We start from the raw sequence: 17,148 nt of genomic DNA, 5'->3' as shown, positions 1-17,148 counted from the left end.
CTGCCCCCGTCGCCCAAGGGCGACGCCCCCGAGGTATTTCCGGCCCAAAGAAGCCGGACACAGCGCGCGGCTAGAGCGTTTCGAACTGCCGGGCATCCTTGGCAGACCAGCGCACGCGCAAGGTATAGCCGGTCTCGTCCTGACGTTCCTCTTCGACCAGCGCCTTGTCGAAAAGCCACGCCCGCTTGCGCCCGTCCTCAAAACCAAGGTGCAGGGTTTCCTCGCGCCGTTCGCCTTCGAGATGCCGGTTGATCGCCGCCAGAAGCACATCAAGCCCGGCCCCCGTCAGCGCCGATGTCGCGTAGACATCCGTGCTGCGTTCGGCACGCGCCTGTGTCGCCTCCCGAAGTTCGGGGTCCATCGCGTCGATCTTGTTCCACACTTCCAGCAGCGGCGTCGTGTCCGTCACCCCCAGCGAATTGAGGATCTCGCGCACGTCCTGCGCCTGTTCCTCGGTGGCGGTGTGGCTGATGTCGCGCACGTGCAGGATCAGGTCGGCCGCCAGAACCTCTTCCAAGGTGGCGCGGAAGGCCGCAACCAATTCGGTCGGCAGATCGCTGATGAACCCCACCGTGTCCGACAGGATCACCTCCGGACCGTCGGGCAGCCGGACGGAGCGCATGGTCGGATCAAGCGTGGCAAAGAGCATGTCCTTGGCCATCACATCCGCCCCTGTCAACCGGTTGAACAGCGTGGACTTGCCCGCGTTCGTGTAGCCGACAAGCGCGACAATCGGATAGGGCACCTTGGCCCGCGCCGCGCGGTGCAGGCTGCGGGTCTTGACCACCTTGTCCAGTTGCCGCCGCAGGTTGACCAACTGCTCGTCGATGGCGCGCCGGTCGGCCTCGATCTGGGTTTCGCCGGGGCCACCCACGAACCCGAGCCCACCGCGCTGCCGCTCGAGGTGGGTCCAGGCGCGCACCAGCCGGGTGCGCTGGTAACTGAGCGCGGCCATCTCGACCTGTAGCACCCCTTCCCGGGTCGCGGCCCGATCGCTGAAGATCTCGAGGATCAGGCCGGTCCGGTCGAGGAGTTTCACCCCCCAGGTCTTTTCGAGGTTGCGCTGCTGCACCGGAGACACCGGCCCGTCGACCAGCACCAGTTCGACCTCGGACTCCTTGAACAGGGTCTTCAGTTCTTCGATCTTGCCCGATCCGAAAAGCGCGCCGGGATGCGGTTTGGGCAGGCGCACAACGCTGCTGCCCACAACTTCGAGTCCCGGAAGAGCCGCCGCCAGGGCCACGGCTTCTTCCAAGGCAGGCAGCGCGGCCCGGCGGGACCGGTCGCTGGTGATGTCAGGATGCAGGACCCATGCGGGGGTCACATGCGCCTTGTGTTCTTTCAATTGTCGCCTTCGCCGTCATACAGGTTGATCGGCTGCGCTGGCATGATTGTCGAAATGGCGTGCTTGTAGACAAGCTGCGATTGTCCGTCGCGACGCAAAAGCACGCAGAAATTGTCAAACCACGTGATGACGCCCTGCAATTTGACGCCGTTGATCAAGAAAACCGTTACCGGAACCTTCGTTTTGCGGACGTGGTTTAGAAACGCGTCCTGAAGGTTCTGCTTGTCAGATGCCATAAAATTAGCCTTTGTTCTTGCTCTTGTCGCGCCGGAAGTCGTGATTTGAGGTCACTATGTCTTGGCAATCATGTAAATTCCAGTGGAAAAACAAGGAATTTCGGCAGTTGTCGGCCGAAGGGTCAATCGCGCCAGAGATCTGGTGTCAAAATGACCACAAGTGCAAGCATTTCCAGACGCCCCATGATCATGGCAATCGCGGCAATGACTTTCGGCCCGGGGCCAAGCTCGATCAGCGTCAGACGCCCGGCCTGAACCACATCGACGAGAGGTCCGCAATTCGACAGGCTCGCCACGGCGAGGACAAGGGACTGTTCGAACGGGATGCTGAACGCGGCAAAGGCCACCGTGGTGGCGGCCAGTGTGATCGCAAAGATCATGAAGAAGACCCAGGCGATGAACGCCCCCTCGCGCCGCGTGCGGCGTGACACCAGCCCCGAGCGTCCAACCGAGGACGGGTGCACCAGCCGGTCCACCTCGCGCATGCCGTTCATGCTCAACGCGAACACCCGCATGAGCTTGACCCCGCCCGCGGTCGTCGCCACGCCTCCGCCGATCAGCGCAAGACCCATCAGGATCAGCCCCGGTGTCTCCAGTCCCGACCAGGCCTGCGCATCGACCCAGTCGACACTGGAATAGCCATGGGTGGTCAGGAACGAGAGGACCGTAAAGGCGGCGCCCCAAAAAGCCCGAAGCGCGGCGATGAGGTTGTTCTGGTCGCCGATATCGAGCGCCGCCACGAAATGGCGCAGCACCAGCAACGTCGGGACCGTCAAGACGATGGCAAGGCCCAGCCGGAATTCCGGATCGTAAAAAAGCCCGGCACGCCGCGCAGTGCTCGCATCCTGCGAAAACGTCACCCGCGACAGCGCGAACAGCAGGAACACCGCCATGATCAGCTCTCCCGTGATCCCGCTGCCGGCCCCGGACGGCCCTCCGACAGGCGAGATTCCCGAAGTGGACATCACGCTCATTGCATGCACCAGCGCCACGAAGGGCGTATCCCCCGCAACCAGCAGCAGCACCCAAAGCGCCAGCGTCAGCAGCGCATAGGACGGCACCAGAACGGCGGCGCTGCGGGCCAGTCGGCTCGCGGGGTTGGCGGTGTCGCGGCGCGCGGCCCCCACCACGAGGTCCTGCCCCGGCTCGCCCAGCGATGTCACCTCGAACCCGCCCAGGTTCAGCGGCGCAAGGATGGCCGCCGCTGCAACCCACATCAGCAGCCCCCCCATCCAGGCCACCTGCGCGCGCCACAGATGCTCCGCCATCGACAGGCGCTCGGGCTCGAACAGCGGCAGGCCCGTGGTCGACAGGCTCGACACCATCTCGAGATAGGCGTTCAGAAAGCTGGTCGTCTGCACCGATTCGTAGAACGGCACCGCCAGCACCGCCGGCAGGATCGCGAACCCGCCCAGCAGCGCCAGCAGCTGCCGCATGGCGTTGCGGTTGTGCGGACGGTTCGCCAGTGCCAGACCGACCAGCGTGCAGAGGATCAGCCCCACCAGCCCCGAATAGAAGAACGACCGCGCCTCCTGGTAGGCCTCGGCCCAGAGCGCCACCACGGCCGGCACGATCATCGAGACCGATCCCAGCCCCGTCAGCAGCAAGAGCAGCGGCAGGCGAGACAGCAACACCATCGGATCAGAAGAAGTCGATCGACACCTGGAGCAGGCGTTCGACCTCCGGCACGTCCTTGGCCAGCGTGAAGAGCACCACCTGGTCGCCCTCCTCGATCACCATCGACCCCACCGGGCGCTTGACCTTGCCTGCCTTGCGCACAGCACCGACCAGCACGCCTTCGGGGAAGTCGATGTCGCGCAGCTTCTGCCCCGCCATGGGTGACGTAGACAGCACCTCCGCCTCGATCACCTCGGCCTCCGCATCGCCGATGGAATAGACCGCGCGCACCCGGCCATGCCGGAAATGGCGCAGGATCGAACTCACCGTGACCGAGCGCGGGTTGATATAGGCGTCGATCCCCAAGGGCTCCATCAGCGGCTCCAGCGTGGGGTCGTTGATCAGCGCGATCGCCATCCGGCAGCCTTCGGACTTGGCGCGCACCGCGGCCAGCATGTTGGTCTTGTCGTCATCGGTCACGCAGAGCACCGCATCCGCGCGCTCGATATTCGCCTCGGCCAGCAGCGCAACGTCCAGACCGTCGCCATTGAGGACAATCGTCCGCTCCAGCGCCTCGGCCGCGCGTTCGGCGATCTTGCGGTTGCGCTCGATGACCTTGACCCGCACCCGGTCGGCGCGCTGTTCAAGGTCCTTGGCCACCATCAGCCCGACATTGCCGCCGCCGATGATCACCACCCGCTCCTGCTTGTGATGGGTCTTGCCGAAGATCTCCAGCGTCCGGCGCACGTCCTCGATATGGCACATCACGTAGCAGGAATCGCCCTCGAAGATCTGGTCCCCCGATTCCGGCGCGAACAGAGTGCCCTCGCGGCGGATGCCCACCACGATGCTGCGCAGCGTCGAGAACAGATCGGTCAGCTGTCGCAGCGGCGTGTTCACGATGGGGCAATCGGCGTCGATGGTCAGCCCCATCAGCGCCGCATCGCCATCCAGAAACTTCTCCGTGTCAAAAGCCGCCGGCGCGTTGAGCCGCTGCAGTGCCGCCTCGGCCACCTCCATCTCGGGGCTGATCACCACGTCGATGGGCATGTGATCGCGGCGGTAGAGATCGGAATAGATCGCCGTCAGATAGGATTTCGACCGCAGCCGCGCGATCTTGCGCGGGATCGAGAACACCGAATGCGCCACCTGGCAGGTCACCATGTTGACCTCGTCCGAATGGGTCGCCGCGATGATCATGTCCGCGTCCCGCGCCCCCGCCTGGTCGAGCACATCCGGATACGAGGCGAACCCCGCGATCCCCTGCACATCCAGCGCATCCGTCGCCCGGCGCACCAGATCGGGGTTGTTGTCCACCACGGTGACGTCATTGCGCTCCCCCGAGAGGTGCCGCGCGATCTGCCAGCCGACCTGACCTGCTCCGCAGATAATAACCTTCATGTCCCGCAGCCCGCCGCCGGGCCCCTTGGCTGTGTCGCAGCCTTCTCAATGGCAGAGGTCCGGGGTGGGGTCAATTGCAGAGGGCCGCGCCACCCGCCCCGTAGGGTGCGTGCCCGCACGCGCCACCGACCTCTACACTCCGCGCAACGCTCACCCGCCGCGTATCGCCGACGCGCGCGGTGGCGATCCAACCACCGAATCCCTCGATTTATCCCGGCCACGTCCGAAGAAGATCAAAGCGGAGCACTGGCCCCACCAAATCGCCACCACCCCGCGCAACGCTCACCAGCCGCGCATTGCCGACGCGCGCGGTGGCGATCCAACCGTCGAATCCCTTGATTTATCCCGGCCACATCCGAAGAAGGTCAAAGCGGAGCACTGGCCCCACCAAATCGCCGCCGCGTGGGGGCGCGTCATGCCGAAGGCATGCCTCCGGCATGGCGATGCGCGGCGGGCTGCGCCCGCTGTTTCGCGCAGTGTTTGGGAAAACGGCCCAAACCTGTCGTCTATGACTTCTCCGATGGTAATCCCTACGCTTTCGGCTCTGGCCGCTGCCGAGGAGTTCTTCACACAAACGCAATGGCTGGTTCGCGGGCCTTTTCCCAAGGCATGAAATCCCAGTTTCCTCTAGCACCGGAAATTCGGAGCAATCGGGGCGGATTCAACCCCATTCCCATCAGGTAAGAGATAACGAGCCAACTCTGCGCTTGCACGCAAATCTGCATGTCTTGCCGGAAGTCTCATTCTAAATGAATTGCGTTGATTGACCCGCCTTCCGCAACCTAGCATTATGAGCGGAAGACTATGTCACAGACTCCAAAATCGGCACGAGTTGACGCAACACGCGGACCACGAAAGTTGCTGCAGTCTATTCGGGTCCTTTATGTCGGCCTATGTGGGAGGCGAACGATGCAATCGAAAGAGTACTTCGGCGTAGTACCAATCAAGGGGATTAAGATTGCGCAGGGCGAAGCGAATCCAGAAATATTCGAGAACCGGTGGTCATTGGTCAGCACACAAGATACAGGTATCTTGAATTCGATGCTTGAGGATCATGCTGGTTTCAAGGGAAATCTGGAGATGCTCATAGAAAGACTTCATCCATCTTGTTACTTATTGTTTAGAAGACACATAAGTGATCTGAATTTCCTTACTTGGCGAGAAATTGTCCATGACGCAGAATTAGTGGTAGCCGCGCTTAATCTCGTTCTTCTTACACAAGTGCGTAGCGATCACTACGGGTCGGATCGAGATCGGGTTTCACGCGAGTTACCTTCACCTATCTGGATTCCCACAGCCCGCGAGCATTGCGAGTTACCGATTGTGTTTAGTCGCGCAAACCTTGCGATGGTAGGTCACAGTTCCTACGCACCAAATTGGCAAGCGCTGGAAATGATAAGTGGTGAACCAATTACCAACACCCTGATCAGAAGCATTATCGAGAGATCGGATGATTTCATAAGGAACATATTCAACCGAAAGGGACCCGCTTTTCTGAGAAACGCAAGCCGAGCGCTTGTTCGAAGTCTCAATAGCCCAAGTATTGGAAACTTCAATGCACAGAATCTGGCTTGTTTAGATATTTTGTTTGGGGAATCAGGTACGGTAAGATGGGATTCACTGAAAGACTATGTGAATTCAATTTGCACTGACGCCAATCCTGACGATACTACCCGCCTGTTTGAAGCTAGGCATGAGTTCGTCCACAGGGGCTTGGAACCCGTGGACATGTCGCTTCACTTCAAATCGCTTGCGCTCGTCGTTGCGACGATTTCTGGCTACATGGAACTTATTTCACGCTATTCCGATCGCGCGGTAGTGAGGCATCTTCTTGACGCCAACTCAAAACTGGCGGCTGCACGATTGCAAGCAAATGTCACTGGTTTTTCCGTATCCATCGATGATCATCTGGGAACAGCGCCCCCTGCGCAGTGGGTTAGAGACTGGTTGGATGCCGAGGTATTCAAAGTTCCGTTTACCAGATCGTCATCTAAATGAATCTAATCTTGTGAAGATAAAATATGCCTGCGCTGAAATTTATTTTCTGTGTATTTCGATGTTTTCTTATTGAGGCATCATGGTAACTTATAGCCCTTTCCGAATTATAATTGACTGGCTTAGGACAAGTGCTGTGCAACACACTTGTGGCCGTCTTGGAGTGGGCTCACTGAAGCGTGATGTTCTCGGCGCAGCCCAATCCTACCTAGAGGTCCGCTTTGACCATGAGGCTCAGATCTCTTCGCTTTCGCAGAGAAGGTCCGTTATCCGCCCAATCCCCAACCTTACCAAACCCTTAATAGGTCCAGATCGGACCCAATGTTTCGCGCGCGAAACAATAGGCCCAGACCGGACCTATCCGCCCGGAGCGAGATCCCGCGCCACGCGGAAGCCGACATTGGCCTGGCGGCGGGTCTTGGGGATGCCCACCCGATAGCTCACCCGAAGGTTCTCCGGCGGATCGTCCCAGGACCCGCCCCGCAGCACCCGGCTGCTGCACGTCCCGCCCGTCCGCGCCGCCCCGTCCGAAGGCGCGCCGCGATGCGATCCGTCCCAGCAATCCGCCGTCCATTCCCAGAGGTTCCCGATCATGTGCGACAGCCCGAACGGGTTGACCGGGAACACCCCCGCCGGCACAGGCGCCTCGGTCCCGTCGTTGCAGGCGGTGTTGCGGTGCCGGAACCGGCTCTCCGCCCCGGCCCCGTTCACCCGCTGGCAGATCGCCCCCAGCCCGCCGGGCCACGGGTATTGCTGATCCAGCGTGCCACGGGCCGCGTATTCGAACTCCGCCTCAGACGGCAGCCGCCACCCGCCGCGCGGGTCTTCGTCGTTGAGCCAGTCCACATAGGCCATCGCGTCGTCCCAGTTGAGGCAGGCCGCCGGATGATCGTCCGTCACGTCAAACCCCGGCGCGCCCCAATAGGCCCCGTCCCGCGACCGCATCCGCCCCTCCGGCGTCCAGACAAAACAGGACCGCCCCGTCCGCGTCCCCGTCGCCTCCTCGAAGGCGCGCATGTCGCCCACGGTGATCTCGGTCGCCGCAATCTCGAACGCCGCGATGGTCTGGCTGGTGCGCGGCCCCTCGGCCCCGCCCTGCTCCGACCCCATCACCGTGTCGCCCCCGGGCACCCGCACCACGCGCGGACAGACCGTACATTGCTCCTGCGGCGGGTTCACCAGCACCAGCGACGGACGCGGCGGTTCGGGCACAGGGTCAGGCTCCGGCTGCGGCGCAAGATCGGGCCGCAGCGCAAAGAGCTGCGCCTCCGCCTCGCCGCGAAACAGCCCGTCTGGAAACGCTTCCAGATAGGCGCGGAACGCATCGGCGGTGTTCAACTCCTGCGCAAACTCCCACGCCGCCCGGTCAACCCCCGACGGATCGATCTGCCGCGTGCCCTGCGCCCCCGCCATCCCGGCAGTCGTCATCAGCGCCAATGCGGCGGCCAACATCAGATGTCGCATGGTCCAGACCCGGTTCGTTTCGACATCCGTAAAGATAATGTCTTACGACGCCTCTTCCACCTCATCCTCGAGATAGGCCACCCGCCCGCCGGACTTGGACCCGGTGACCACTCCCAGCGATTTCAGCTTGCGGTGCAGCGCGCTGCGCTCCATCCCGACAAAGCTCGCGGTGCGGCTGATATTGCCCCCGAACCGGTTGATCTGGGTCAGCAGGTATTCCCGCTCGAACGCCTCGCGCGCCTCGCGCAGCGGCATGGTGGCGAGCGTGCCCGACAGCACCACCCGGCCCTCTTCATCCTCGGCCGGCCCACTGTCCTGCGGCAATTCCCGCGCGGCGATGTCGCCCGTGCCGTCGCCCAGGATCAGCACCCGCTCGATCAGGTTCTTGAGCTGCCGCACGTTCCCCGGCCAGACCATGGTCTGCAAGAGCGCCACCGCATCCGGGCTGAGTCCCCGCTTGGGCAGGCCCTGCGACTGGTTGAAGAGGTCGATGAAATGCGCGGCCAGCATCGGAATATCCTCGCGCCGCTCTTCAAGGCTGGGGACGCTGATCGGCACGACATTCAGCCGGTGATACAGCTCCTCGCGGAACGTGCCCGCGGCGATCTCGGCCTGCAGATCGCGGTTGGTGCTTGAGATCACCCGCAGATCCACCCGCACCTTGTCCGCCCCGCCAACGCGCTGGAACTGCTGATCCACCAGCACGCGCAGGATCTTGGACTGCGTGCCGATCGGCATGTCAGCCACCTCGTCGAAATAGATCACCCCGCCATGCGCCTGTTCCAGCAGGCCCGGCTCCACCCCGCGTTCCGGCGTTTCACGGCCGAACAGCACCTCTTCCATCGTCTCGGGCGCAACACCCGCACAGTTCACCGTGACGAACGGCGCGCTGGCGCGGTTGGAATTGGCGTGGATGTAGCGGGCGGCCACTTCCTTGCCGCTGCCTGCGGGACCGGACAGAAGAACCCGACCATTCGACTTCGTCACCTTGTCGAGGTTCGAAACAAGACCGCGATAGGCCGCACATTCGCCGACCATCTGGGCCACGTCGGTTTCGCGGCGTTTGAGCTTGTTGTTCTCGCGGCGCAGGCGACTGGTTTCCATCGCACGGCGAATGACGACCAGCAACTGGTCGATATTGAACGGTTTTTCGATGAAGTCATACGCGCCCTGCTTGATCGCAGCGACCGCGATTTCAATGTTGCCGTGGCCTGAAATGATCACCACGGGCACATCCGGGTTGTCGCGCTTGACGGTCTTCAGGATGTCGATCCCGTCCATCTTGCTGTCTTTCAGCCAGATGTCGAGGATCAGGAGCGACGGTTCCTCTGCATTGATCTCGGCCAACGCTTCGGACGAATTTCCGGCAAGCCGGGTCGTGTAGCCTTCGTCTTCAAGGATGTCTCCGATCAGTTCGCGGATGTCGCGCTCATCGTCCACAATCAGAATATCGCTCATAACCTCACCCCTGTTTTTCTCTACATCACGTCTCTGATAAAGGTTCAGCTGCATCAGCTTCGACTTGCAGCGCATTCATTTCATTCTGCAATTTGCCTTTTGACAGGACAGGCAGACGGATGACCGCCATCGCCCCGCAGCGGCCGGTCTCATCAAAAGGCTCGGCCTGTTCGAGGGTCAGCGTGCCGCCATGTTCCTCGATGATCTTCTTCACGATGGGCAGGCCAAGCCCGGTGCCTTTCTCGCGCGTTGTCACATAGGGTTCAAAGAGGCGCGACGGGTCTTCAGGCAGCCCGATCCCATTGTCTGAAATCCGGATGACGGCATGATCGCCGTCGATCACGCAGGCCAGCCGGATCTCCGGCGTGACCGATGCCTCAAGCTTCGTTTCAACATAGCTTTCAATAGCTTCCCCGGCGTTCTTTACGAGGTTTGTCAGAGCCTGCCCGATCATCGTGGCATCGATCTCGGCCGGAATCGCCTGCTCGGGCATGTCAGTGACGAATGTGACCTCGGGCTGACCGGCCTCCTGCAGGAGGATGACGCTGCGCAGGATATCGACGATATCCTCGGGCTTACGGTCAGGTTCGGGCATCCGCGCGAACTTGGAGAATTCATCAACAATGCGCCGCAAGTCATTTGTTTGACGCACGATGACCTCGGTGAGCTGCTCAAGACTCTGGGCATCTTCCTCGCCCAGAGCGCGCCGGAATTTGCGACGGATCCGCTCGGCGGACAATTGGATCGGAGTCAGAGGATTCTTGATCTCATGTGCGATCCTGCGGGCCACATCGCCCCAGGCCGCCATGCGCTGCGCACTGACAAGGTCGGTCACGTCATCAAAGGCAATCACATAGCCTTCCAGACCGCCATCCTCCCGACGCCGCGTCGACAGGCGGACCAGCAGATTCTCCAGTCGTCCCGCGCGGCTGACCTTGATCTCTTCCTGCGCCGTTTCGATGCCCTGTTCGCGCAACCGATCGAAGAGCGGGCCGAATTCCGGCACAGCCATGGTGATCGCGACGCTGCGCTGCGTTTCGTGCCAGGCCAGAAGGCGTTCGGCAGACCGGTTGACGAACGTCACGCGCCCGTCCGCATCAAGCCCCACCACCCCCGAAGTGACAGAGGTCAACACGGAGTCGAAAAGCCGCTGGCGGCGTTCAATCTGACGGGTGTTGTCGAGCAGCGTTTCGCGCTGGCCTTTCAGTTGCCGCGTCATCTGGTTGAAATACCGGCCCAGCATGGCGATTTCGTCGTCGCCCTCTTCTTCGACCACCTTCACATCCAGATCACCCGACCCGACCCGCTGAGCAGCCCCGGTCAGACGTCCCACGGGTCGGCTCAGTCGTTCAGCGAACCAAAGGCCCAGCCAGACCGCGGCCAGGATCAGAAGGAAGGCAAAGCCAAGGTAGAGCAACGCAAAGTCGAAGAGCACGCGCCCCCGATCGTTTTCCTGCTGCTGGTAGAAGCGTGCGGTTTCCTGCGTGTCATCCAGCAGGTTCAGGATTTGCCCGTCCACTTCGCGGGTGATGTAGAGGTAACGGTCCGTGAAAGCGCGCAGTGGGATCAGCGCGCGCAGCTCGTTGTTGTCCCAGTCCTGAACAAGCGCGACACCGATCTCGTTCGCCTCGGTAAAGACGTCGGATGCGGGGCGTTCGTAGTCGAACAGATACGACCCTTCGCCACGCGCCCGGATTTCACGCGCGCCATCAATGACATAGGCCTCGCGCAAGCCGCGTTGGATCTGCGCCTGTCCCTGGCTCAACGCCTGCCGCAATTCGCCGTCATCCATGATGAAAGTCGCCCGGCGGTTTGCGTCCAGAAACGCCGCTAGCGCTTCGGCGTCTTGGGTCAGACCCTCGCGGTGTTCCTGCTCGTAGGCTTCGGCGGCGGACAGCGACGCGCCCACCACGTTGCGGACACGTTCCGAGAACCATGTCTCGAGCCCGATATTGATGGTCAGAACCGCGAAGACAGCCACCGTGATCGTTGGCAGCAGCGCCATGAGGGCAAAAGCGCCCGTGAGGCGCAGGTGCAGGCGGGATCCGGCGGATTTGGCGCGTCTGGCGGCAATCAGGTTGACGACCCGCCGCAACACCAGCGCCGCCAGCAAGAGCACGTAGATGAGATCGGCGAGCAGGACGAGCCGCAGGTTGAACTGCGCGCCCGCGCCCGTGTCGAGCGGTCCAAGCACGAGGATCGTGGCAATGGCCAGCACGGGCCCGAGAAGCACCAGACCGAGGGTCATGGCGTTCTGATAGCGCCGTTGCCGACGCGCCCGGTTGAACCGGGTCCAATTCCACGAGCGTGCCCAGGTGGCCACAGCCAACCCCCGCCTAGATGTGCCGCGCAGTCCGGCTACCGCCACATATTGTGTTTCCGGCCAACTGCGTCACCGCCAGAACACGATTATGTGGCAGTTTTACATCAACTTGCGGCGGCGTGTCACCTGAATATCGAGGTCGGTGATCTTCTTTCTCAACGTATTGCGGTTGATTCCGAGCAAATCCGCACACTTGGCCTGATTTCCACCTGTCGCCTCGAGGGCGATTTCGATCAGCGGCGCCTCGATTTCGCGCAGGATTCGCGGATAGAGCCCCGGCGGCGGCAGCATCGTTCCGTGCAGATCGAAGTAGCGACGCAGGTGGCGCGAGACGGACGTGCTGAGCTTCTCGCTGTCGCCACCGCGCAGGACGGGGCCGGTTTCCGGCTGGTTGCCCAGCACGTTCTCGACCTCGGCGCGGGTGATCTCGTCGGCGCGCGAGGTCAGGCTCAGGCGGCGCACGACGTTTTCCAACTGGCGCACGTTGCCGGGCCAGCTGTAGGCGCGGAACAGATCGGCGGCATCCTCGGACAGCCAGCGCTTGGCCCCGCCATCGCGTTCAGCGCGGGCAAGGAAGTGTTCGCAGAGCAGCGCGATGTCATCGACCCTTTCGCGCAGGGACGGCACAGAGATCGTGGCGCCGCTGATCCGGTAATAGAGGTCTTCGCGCACGCCACTGTCGGAGATGCCCTGCCCCGGATCGGACTGGCTGGTCGCGATAAAACGCGGGACGTGTTCGCCGGGGCCATCCATCATACGCACGATGCGGGCCTGAACCTCGTCCGGAACATCGGCCAGCTCGTCGATCAGAAGCGTGCCGCCGCGTACACGGGCAAGGATGCGGGCCGGGCCTTCGATATCGGCGAGGTCACTTCCTGTCACGGTGACGAAAGGCAAGGAGCGGCGATCGGAGAAGTCATGCAGGGCACGGGCGATCAGGGATTTTCCCGTCCCCGATTCGCCACAGATCAGCACCGGCAGATCGGTGTTCATCACCTTGGCCACCAGACGGTAGAGCGCCTGCATGGCCGGGGTCTTGCCGATCAGGGGCAGATCGTCTGGCGCGTCGTCGATCACCCGGTCAGGTGACGGGCGCGCAACGCGACTTCGGGAATCGAGCGCCTTGGCGGTGCGCTTCATCAGGTCCGGCAGGTCGAAGGGTTTGGGCAGGTAATCATAGGCCTCGGCTTCGGCGGCCTGAATGGCGGTCATGATGGTGTTCTGCGCCGAAATCACGATCACCGGCAGATCGGGCCGGTCCTGGCTGATCTTGGGCAGCATCTCGAGCCCGTTGCCATCGGGCATGATCACGTCCGAAATCACCACGTCGCCCTTGCCCTCGGCGACCCAGCGCATGAGGGTCGTTAGCGACGAGGTCGCATGCACCTTGCACCCCGCCCGCGTCAGCGCCTGTGTCAGAACCGTGCGGATCGTGCGATCATCATCCGCGACAAGTACCGTACCATCCATCAGTTTGACTCCTTTTGTTTTCGCGGTGCCTGCGGCAGCGAAATGCGAAAGCGGGTTTTTCCGGGAACGCTGTCGACGGCGACCCAGCCGTCATGGTCCGAGATGATCTTGCTCACCAACGCGAGGCCAAGGCCGGTGCCGTTCTCGCGCCCCGACACGAAGGGGTCGAACACGTCGCCGCGGATCTCGGGTGGCAGGCCGGGGCCGTCGTCGATCACCTCGACCTGAAGCGGCAGCGACTGGCCGGTGCCATCGGCGCGGCGCAGGCTGTAGCTGTGTTCGTAATAGGTGTGCAGGCGGATGGTGCCGCCTGTCTTGGGGTCTGCCGCCTCGGACGCGTTCTTGATGAGGTTCAGGACCACCTGAAGCAGTTGGTCCGCATCTCCCAAAGCCAGCGGCAGCGAGGGGTCGTAATCCTCGATGATCTTCATATGGGCCCCGAAGCCCAGCAAAGCAGAGCGGCGGGCTCGGTCGAGCACGTCGTGCAGGTTGACCGGCTTGCGTTCAGGGGCGGACAGGTTGCCGAATTGTTCGACCTGTTCCAACAGCTTCACGATGCGGCGGGTTTCAGCGACTATGAGATCAGTCAGTTCCAGATCGCCATTGCTGAGGCTCATGCTCAAAAGCTGTGCTGCCCCGGTGATGCCCGCCAGCGGGTTTTTGATCTCGTGCGCCAACATCTCGGCCATGCCGATCGCGGATTTGGCGGCGGATTTGACGGAATGGCTCTGGTTCACGCGGCCCGCCAGCTCACGCGGGCTGATGAGCAGGATCATGCAGCCGTCCATGCCCTGAACGGGCGCGAATTGCAGGTTGCAGACCAGCGGCGGGCGGTTGCCGGTGCCGACATCCACGTCATTGACGAAGAGCGGCGTGCCGTTCGCGCGGGCTCGGGCAAGGCTGTTTTCCATCGGCGCATCGACGGTGAGCCGGTCCCAGATCGGCTGGCCGCGCAGCCATTTGGCCGAGTTGTTCATGAAGCCTTCGGCGGCGGGGTTCATGTCGTAGATGTTTTCATCGCCGTCGATGATGATGGCGGGCACTGGCAGCGATGACCAGATCAGCCGTTCATCCACCATCTCGACCTCACCGGACTCGTGGTCGGTCATGCGGCCTTCCTTACATCGGTCAAAAGCGCATCGGGCAGCGCGGCGAGAACTGTGGCGGGGTCTTTTGCGGTGAGCACCGTCTTGCGCAGCGGGGCTGCTGTACCGGCCTCGTCCATGTACCAGCCCAGATGCTTGCGGGCGACGCGGTTGCCCAGATCGGTGCCGTAGAAATCGAGCATGGACTCGTAATGGCCGGCCACCATGTCGACCAGCTTGTGTCCCTTTGGGATGTCGGGCCTTGGCGTGCCGTAGATGTCCGCCGCGATCTGCGCCAGAACCCACGGTTTGCCCTGCGCCCCGCGTCCGACCATCACGCCGTCGGCACCGCTTTGCGCAAGTGCGGTCCGCGCCGTTGCGGTGTCGGTGATGTCGCCGTTTGCGATGACAGGGATCGACACGGCATCCTTGATCTGCCGGATCGCGGCCCAGTCTGCGCGGCCCTTGTAGAACTGGCAGCGGGTGCGCCCGTGAATGACGATCATCGCGATCCCCAGCGCCTCGGCCCGTTGCGCCAGTTCAGCGGCGTTGTGCGTGGCATCATCCCAGCCCAGTCGGGTCTTGAGCGTGACGGGTACACTGACTGCCCCCACCACCGCGTCGATCAGGCGGCAGGCGTGGTCGAGATCGCGCAAGAGCGCCGAGCCGGAATAGCCGCCAACGACCTTTTTCGCAGGGCAGCCCATGTTGATGTCGATCACCTGCGCGCCCATGCCTTCGACCCTGCGGGCGGCCTCGGCCATCGCCTCGGGTGTGCGGCCTGCAAGCTGCACCGAGGTATTGGCGATCCCTGCCCCCAGCTCTGCCTTTTCGCGTGTACCCGGGCGCGCGGTCAGGAATTCCCCGCTGGCGATCATTTCGGACACGACGCGGCCTGCCCCGAAGCCCGACACCAGCGTGCGGAACGGCAGATCGGTGATGCCGGCAAGCGGTGCCAGCATCACGGGAGGAGAAATCAGGTTGTCTGGAACCGACGGAGTCACCGCTGCAATCCTTGATTGATGAGTTTGAGCTACGCTGTGGCTGCATGCCATTCAATGATAATAGCCTGAAAAACAGACCGACAAAACGCATATGCCTAATTATTAGGCAAACAGCCGGGGGAGATTGCACAGCCACCGGACAGAGCTTAGACAGGCGCCACGATTTCAAAGGATCTGCACATGAAAGTTCGGCTGGGCAATGGCTATGATGTTCACAAGTTCGGACCGGGCGATCATGTCGTTCTGTGCGGAATAAAGGTTCCGCATGATCAGGGACTTATGGGCCATTCTGATGCCGATGTCGGCATGCACGCGATCACCGATGCGATCTATGGCGCGCTGGCGGCGGGCGATATCGGGCGACACTTCCCGCCCTCGGACCCGCAGTGGAAGGGCGCCGCGAGCGAGATTTTCCTCAGACACGCGGTTCAGATGGCGGGGGATGCGGGATTCGTGATCAGCAACGTCGATTGCACGCTGGTCTGCGAATACCCCAAGATCGGCCCCCATGCCGACGCCATGCGCGCGGCCCTGTCCGAGATCATGGACCTGCCGGTGGAAGACATCTCGGTCAAGGCGACCACATCCGAGAAACTGGGCTTTACCGGGCGCGGCGAAGGGATCGCGGCGATGGCAACGGCCGCACTGGTGTCGGCATGAACAAGCTGATCGCCACGTTCTTCGGTATCGGATACCTGAGGCCCGCGCCGGGCACATGGGGGTCACTGGCTGCCCTGCCCGTCGCCTATGCGGTTCTGTCGATCGGGGGCTTCTGGCTCTTGGTGAACCTGACGTTTTTCGTATTCATGTCCGGCTGGATCGCAACCCGCGAATTGACCCGTGGGCAGGAGGATCACGATCCATCCTATATCGTGGTGGACGAAGTGGTGGGCCAGTGGATCGCCCTCTTTCCAGTGGCTTACGGGGCGTCGCGCATGTCGGCGGACCTTTTGGCGCTGTACCCCGGCTGGATCGCGGCCTTTGTGCTGTTCCGGCTGTTCGACATCTGGAAGCCCTGGCTTGTGGGCCGCGCGGACGCGCGGGGTGATGCGTTGGGCGTGATGCTGGACGACGTGATTGCGGGTGTGTTTGCGGCCATCGGCGTGGTGGCTTTGGCGGCACTGTTTCATCTGGTGCTGATGTGACCTTGCCTTTGGCAGACGAGTTGCTGCGCCTTGCGGTGGCGGCCGGAGCCACCGTGACAACGGCCGAGAGTTGCACCGGCGGGATGGTCGCAGCGGCGATCACCGATGTGGCCGGATCGTCGGCGGTGTTCGAGCGGGGATTCGTGACCTACTCGAACGTGGCCAAGACCGAGATGCTGGGCGTGGCACCCGCCACGCTGGAGGCCCATGGCGCAGTGTCGGAAGAGGTTGCGAGGGAAATGGCGACGGGGGCGCTGCAGGCGGCACAGGCCACGGTCGCGGTGTCGATCAGCGGCATTGCCGGGCCTGGCGGGTCGGAGTTCAAGCCCGAAGGTCGGGTCTGTTTCGGGCTGGCGACAACCAACACTGTCGAGACCAAAACCATCGACTTCGGCGCGCTGGGGCGGGCCAATGTGCGGGCCGCAGCACGGGACGAAGCGCTGTCATTGCTGCTGACAGGGCTGCGCAACTTGTGACGCATTATTGCGCACGGACGACCATTTTTGCACAATATACTCATGCGCCTGAATTGACCTGATGTCGTTTCAGACGATTTTGTATTTTTCTAGGGATACGACGCGGAAGTTGTCGGTTACGGTATCGCG

Annotated in this window: 14 protein-coding genes and 1 pseudogene; 5 read left to right on the top strand and 10 right to left on the bottom strand. The window is 62.4% G+C overall.

From position 1 onward, the window contains the following. Window positions 1-70 precede the first annotated feature (70 nt). From hflX to trkA, 4 genes are all read right to left on the bottom strand, one after another. A complete protein-coding gene (hflX, locus tag MRY75_RS13200; RefSeq protein ID WP_292308476.1) occupies window positions 71-1,324 on the bottom strand; it encodes a GTPase HflX in 1,254 nt (417 codons plus the stop codon). Window positions 1,325-1,341: 17 nt separating this feature from the next. Continuing rightward, on the bottom strand, window positions 1,342-1,581 hold the full coding sequence (hfq, locus tag MRY75_RS13195) for an RNA chaperone Hfq (RefSeq protein WP_085629992.1): 240 nt from the start codon (window positions 1,579-1,581) through the stop codon (window positions 1,342-1,344). 122 nt (window positions 1,582-1,703) lie between these two features. Then, window positions 1,704-3,218, bottom strand: a complete 1,515-nt coding sequence (locus MRY75_RS13190) for a potassium transporter TrkG (RefSeq protein WP_292308475.1) — start codon at window positions 3,216-3,218, stop codon at window positions 1,704-1,706. A 4-nt stretch (window positions 3,219-3,222) separates the two neighbouring features. After that, window positions 3,223-4,599 (bottom strand): Trk system potassium transporter TrkA, encoded by a 1,377-nt coding sequence (trkA, locus tag MRY75_RS13185; protein WP_292308474.1) that lies wholly within the window; start codon window positions 4,597-4,599, stop codon window positions 3,223-3,225. A 109-nt stretch (window positions 4,600-4,708) separates the two neighbouring features. On the opposite strand from trkA, the gene MRY75_RS13180 reads away from it, so the two are divergent. Both MRY75_RS13180 and MRY75_RS13175 read left to right on the top strand, forming a co-directional pair. Then, the gene (locus MRY75_RS13180; protein ID WP_292308473.1) at window positions 4,709-5,212 is read left to right on the top strand and encodes a hypothetical protein; all 504 of its coding nucleotides are present in this window, start codon (window positions 4,709-4,711) and stop codon (window positions 5,210-5,212) included. 296 nt (window positions 5,213-5,508) lie between these two features. Beyond that, the gene (locus MRY75_RS13175; RefSeq protein ID WP_292308472.1) at window positions 5,509-6,597 is read left to right on the top strand and encodes a hypothetical protein; all 1,089 of its coding nucleotides are present in this window, start codon (window positions 5,509-5,511) and stop codon (window positions 6,595-6,597) included. Window positions 6,598-6,951: 354 nt separating this feature from the next. Here the strand turns inward: MRY75_RS13175 and MRY75_RS13170 are convergent, their stop codons facing one another. From MRY75_RS13170 to dusB, 6 genes are all read right to left on the bottom strand, one after another. Next, window positions 6,952-8,058 (bottom strand): SUMF1/EgtB/PvdO family nonheme iron enzyme, encoded by a 1,107-nt coding sequence (locus MRY75_RS13170; RefSeq protein WP_292308471.1) that lies wholly within the window; start codon window positions 8,056-8,058, stop codon window positions 6,952-6,954. A gap of 42 nt (window positions 8,059-8,100) precedes the next feature. Beyond that, complete coding sequence (locus MRY75_RS13165; RefSeq protein ID WP_292308470.1) at window positions 8,101-9,516, bottom strand: sigma-54 dependent transcriptional regulator; 1,416 nt, start codon at window positions 9,514-9,516, stop codon at window positions 8,101-8,103. Between the two features lie 25 nt (window positions 9,517-9,541). Further along, on the bottom strand, window positions 9,542-11,764 hold the full coding sequence (locus MRY75_RS13160; RefSeq protein ID WP_292308552.1) for a PAS domain-containing sensor histidine kinase: 2,223 nt from the start codon (window positions 11,762-11,764) through the stop codon (window positions 9,542-9,544). Window positions 11,765-11,938: 174 nt separating this feature from the next. Beyond that, complete coding sequence (locus MRY75_RS13155; protein ID WP_292308469.1) at window positions 11,939-13,309, bottom strand: response regulator; 1,371 nt, start codon at window positions 13,307-13,309, stop codon at window positions 11,939-11,941. Then, window positions 13,309-14,418: an ATP-binding protein gene (locus tag MRY75_RS13150; RefSeq protein WP_292308468.1), complete on the bottom strand. Its 1,110-nt coding sequence runs from the start codon at window positions 14,416-14,418 to the stop codon at window positions 13,309-13,311. Before MRY75_RS13150 ends, MRY75_RS13155 begins: the two co-directional genes overlap by 1 nt. Beyond that, window positions 14,415-15,356 (bottom strand): tRNA dihydrouridine synthase DusB, encoded by a 942-nt coding sequence (gene dusB / locus MRY75_RS13145; RefSeq protein ID WP_292308467.1) that lies wholly within the window; start codon window positions 15,354-15,356, stop codon window positions 14,415-14,417. Before dusB ends, MRY75_RS13150 begins: the two co-directional genes overlap by 4 nt. 228 nt (window positions 15,357-15,584) lie before the next feature. Here dusB and ispF point away from each other — a divergent pair. The 3 genes and pseudogenes from ispF to MRY75_RS13130 form a co-directional block, all read left to right on the top strand. Next, a pseudogene (gene ispF, locus MRY75_RS13140) lies at window positions 15,585-16,058 on the top strand (2-C-methyl-D-erythritol 2,4-cyclodiphosphate synthase); the annotation flags it as partial. Further along, window positions 16,055-16,543, top strand: a complete 489-nt coding sequence (locus MRY75_RS13135) for a phosphatidylglycerophosphatase A (RefSeq protein ID WP_292308466.1) — start codon at window positions 16,055-16,057, stop codon at window positions 16,541-16,543. The pseudogene ispF and the gene MRY75_RS13135, both read left to right, overlap by 4 nt. Before the next feature lie 2 nt (window positions 16,544-16,545). Further along, window positions 16,546-17,019: a CinA family protein gene (locus MRY75_RS13130; RefSeq protein ID WP_292308551.1), complete on the top strand. Its 474-nt coding sequence runs from the start codon at window positions 16,546-16,548 to the stop codon at window positions 17,017-17,019. Window positions 17,020-17,148: the final 129 nt, after the last annotated feature.

It is taken from the genome of Marivita sp., assembly GCF_022763305.1.
GTDB lineage: Bacteria > Pseudomonadota > Alphaproteobacteria > Rhodobacterales > Rhodobacteraceae > Marivita.
Note: the sequence above shows the minus strand (reverse complement) of the source record. Positions and strands in the feature narration are given on the sequence as shown.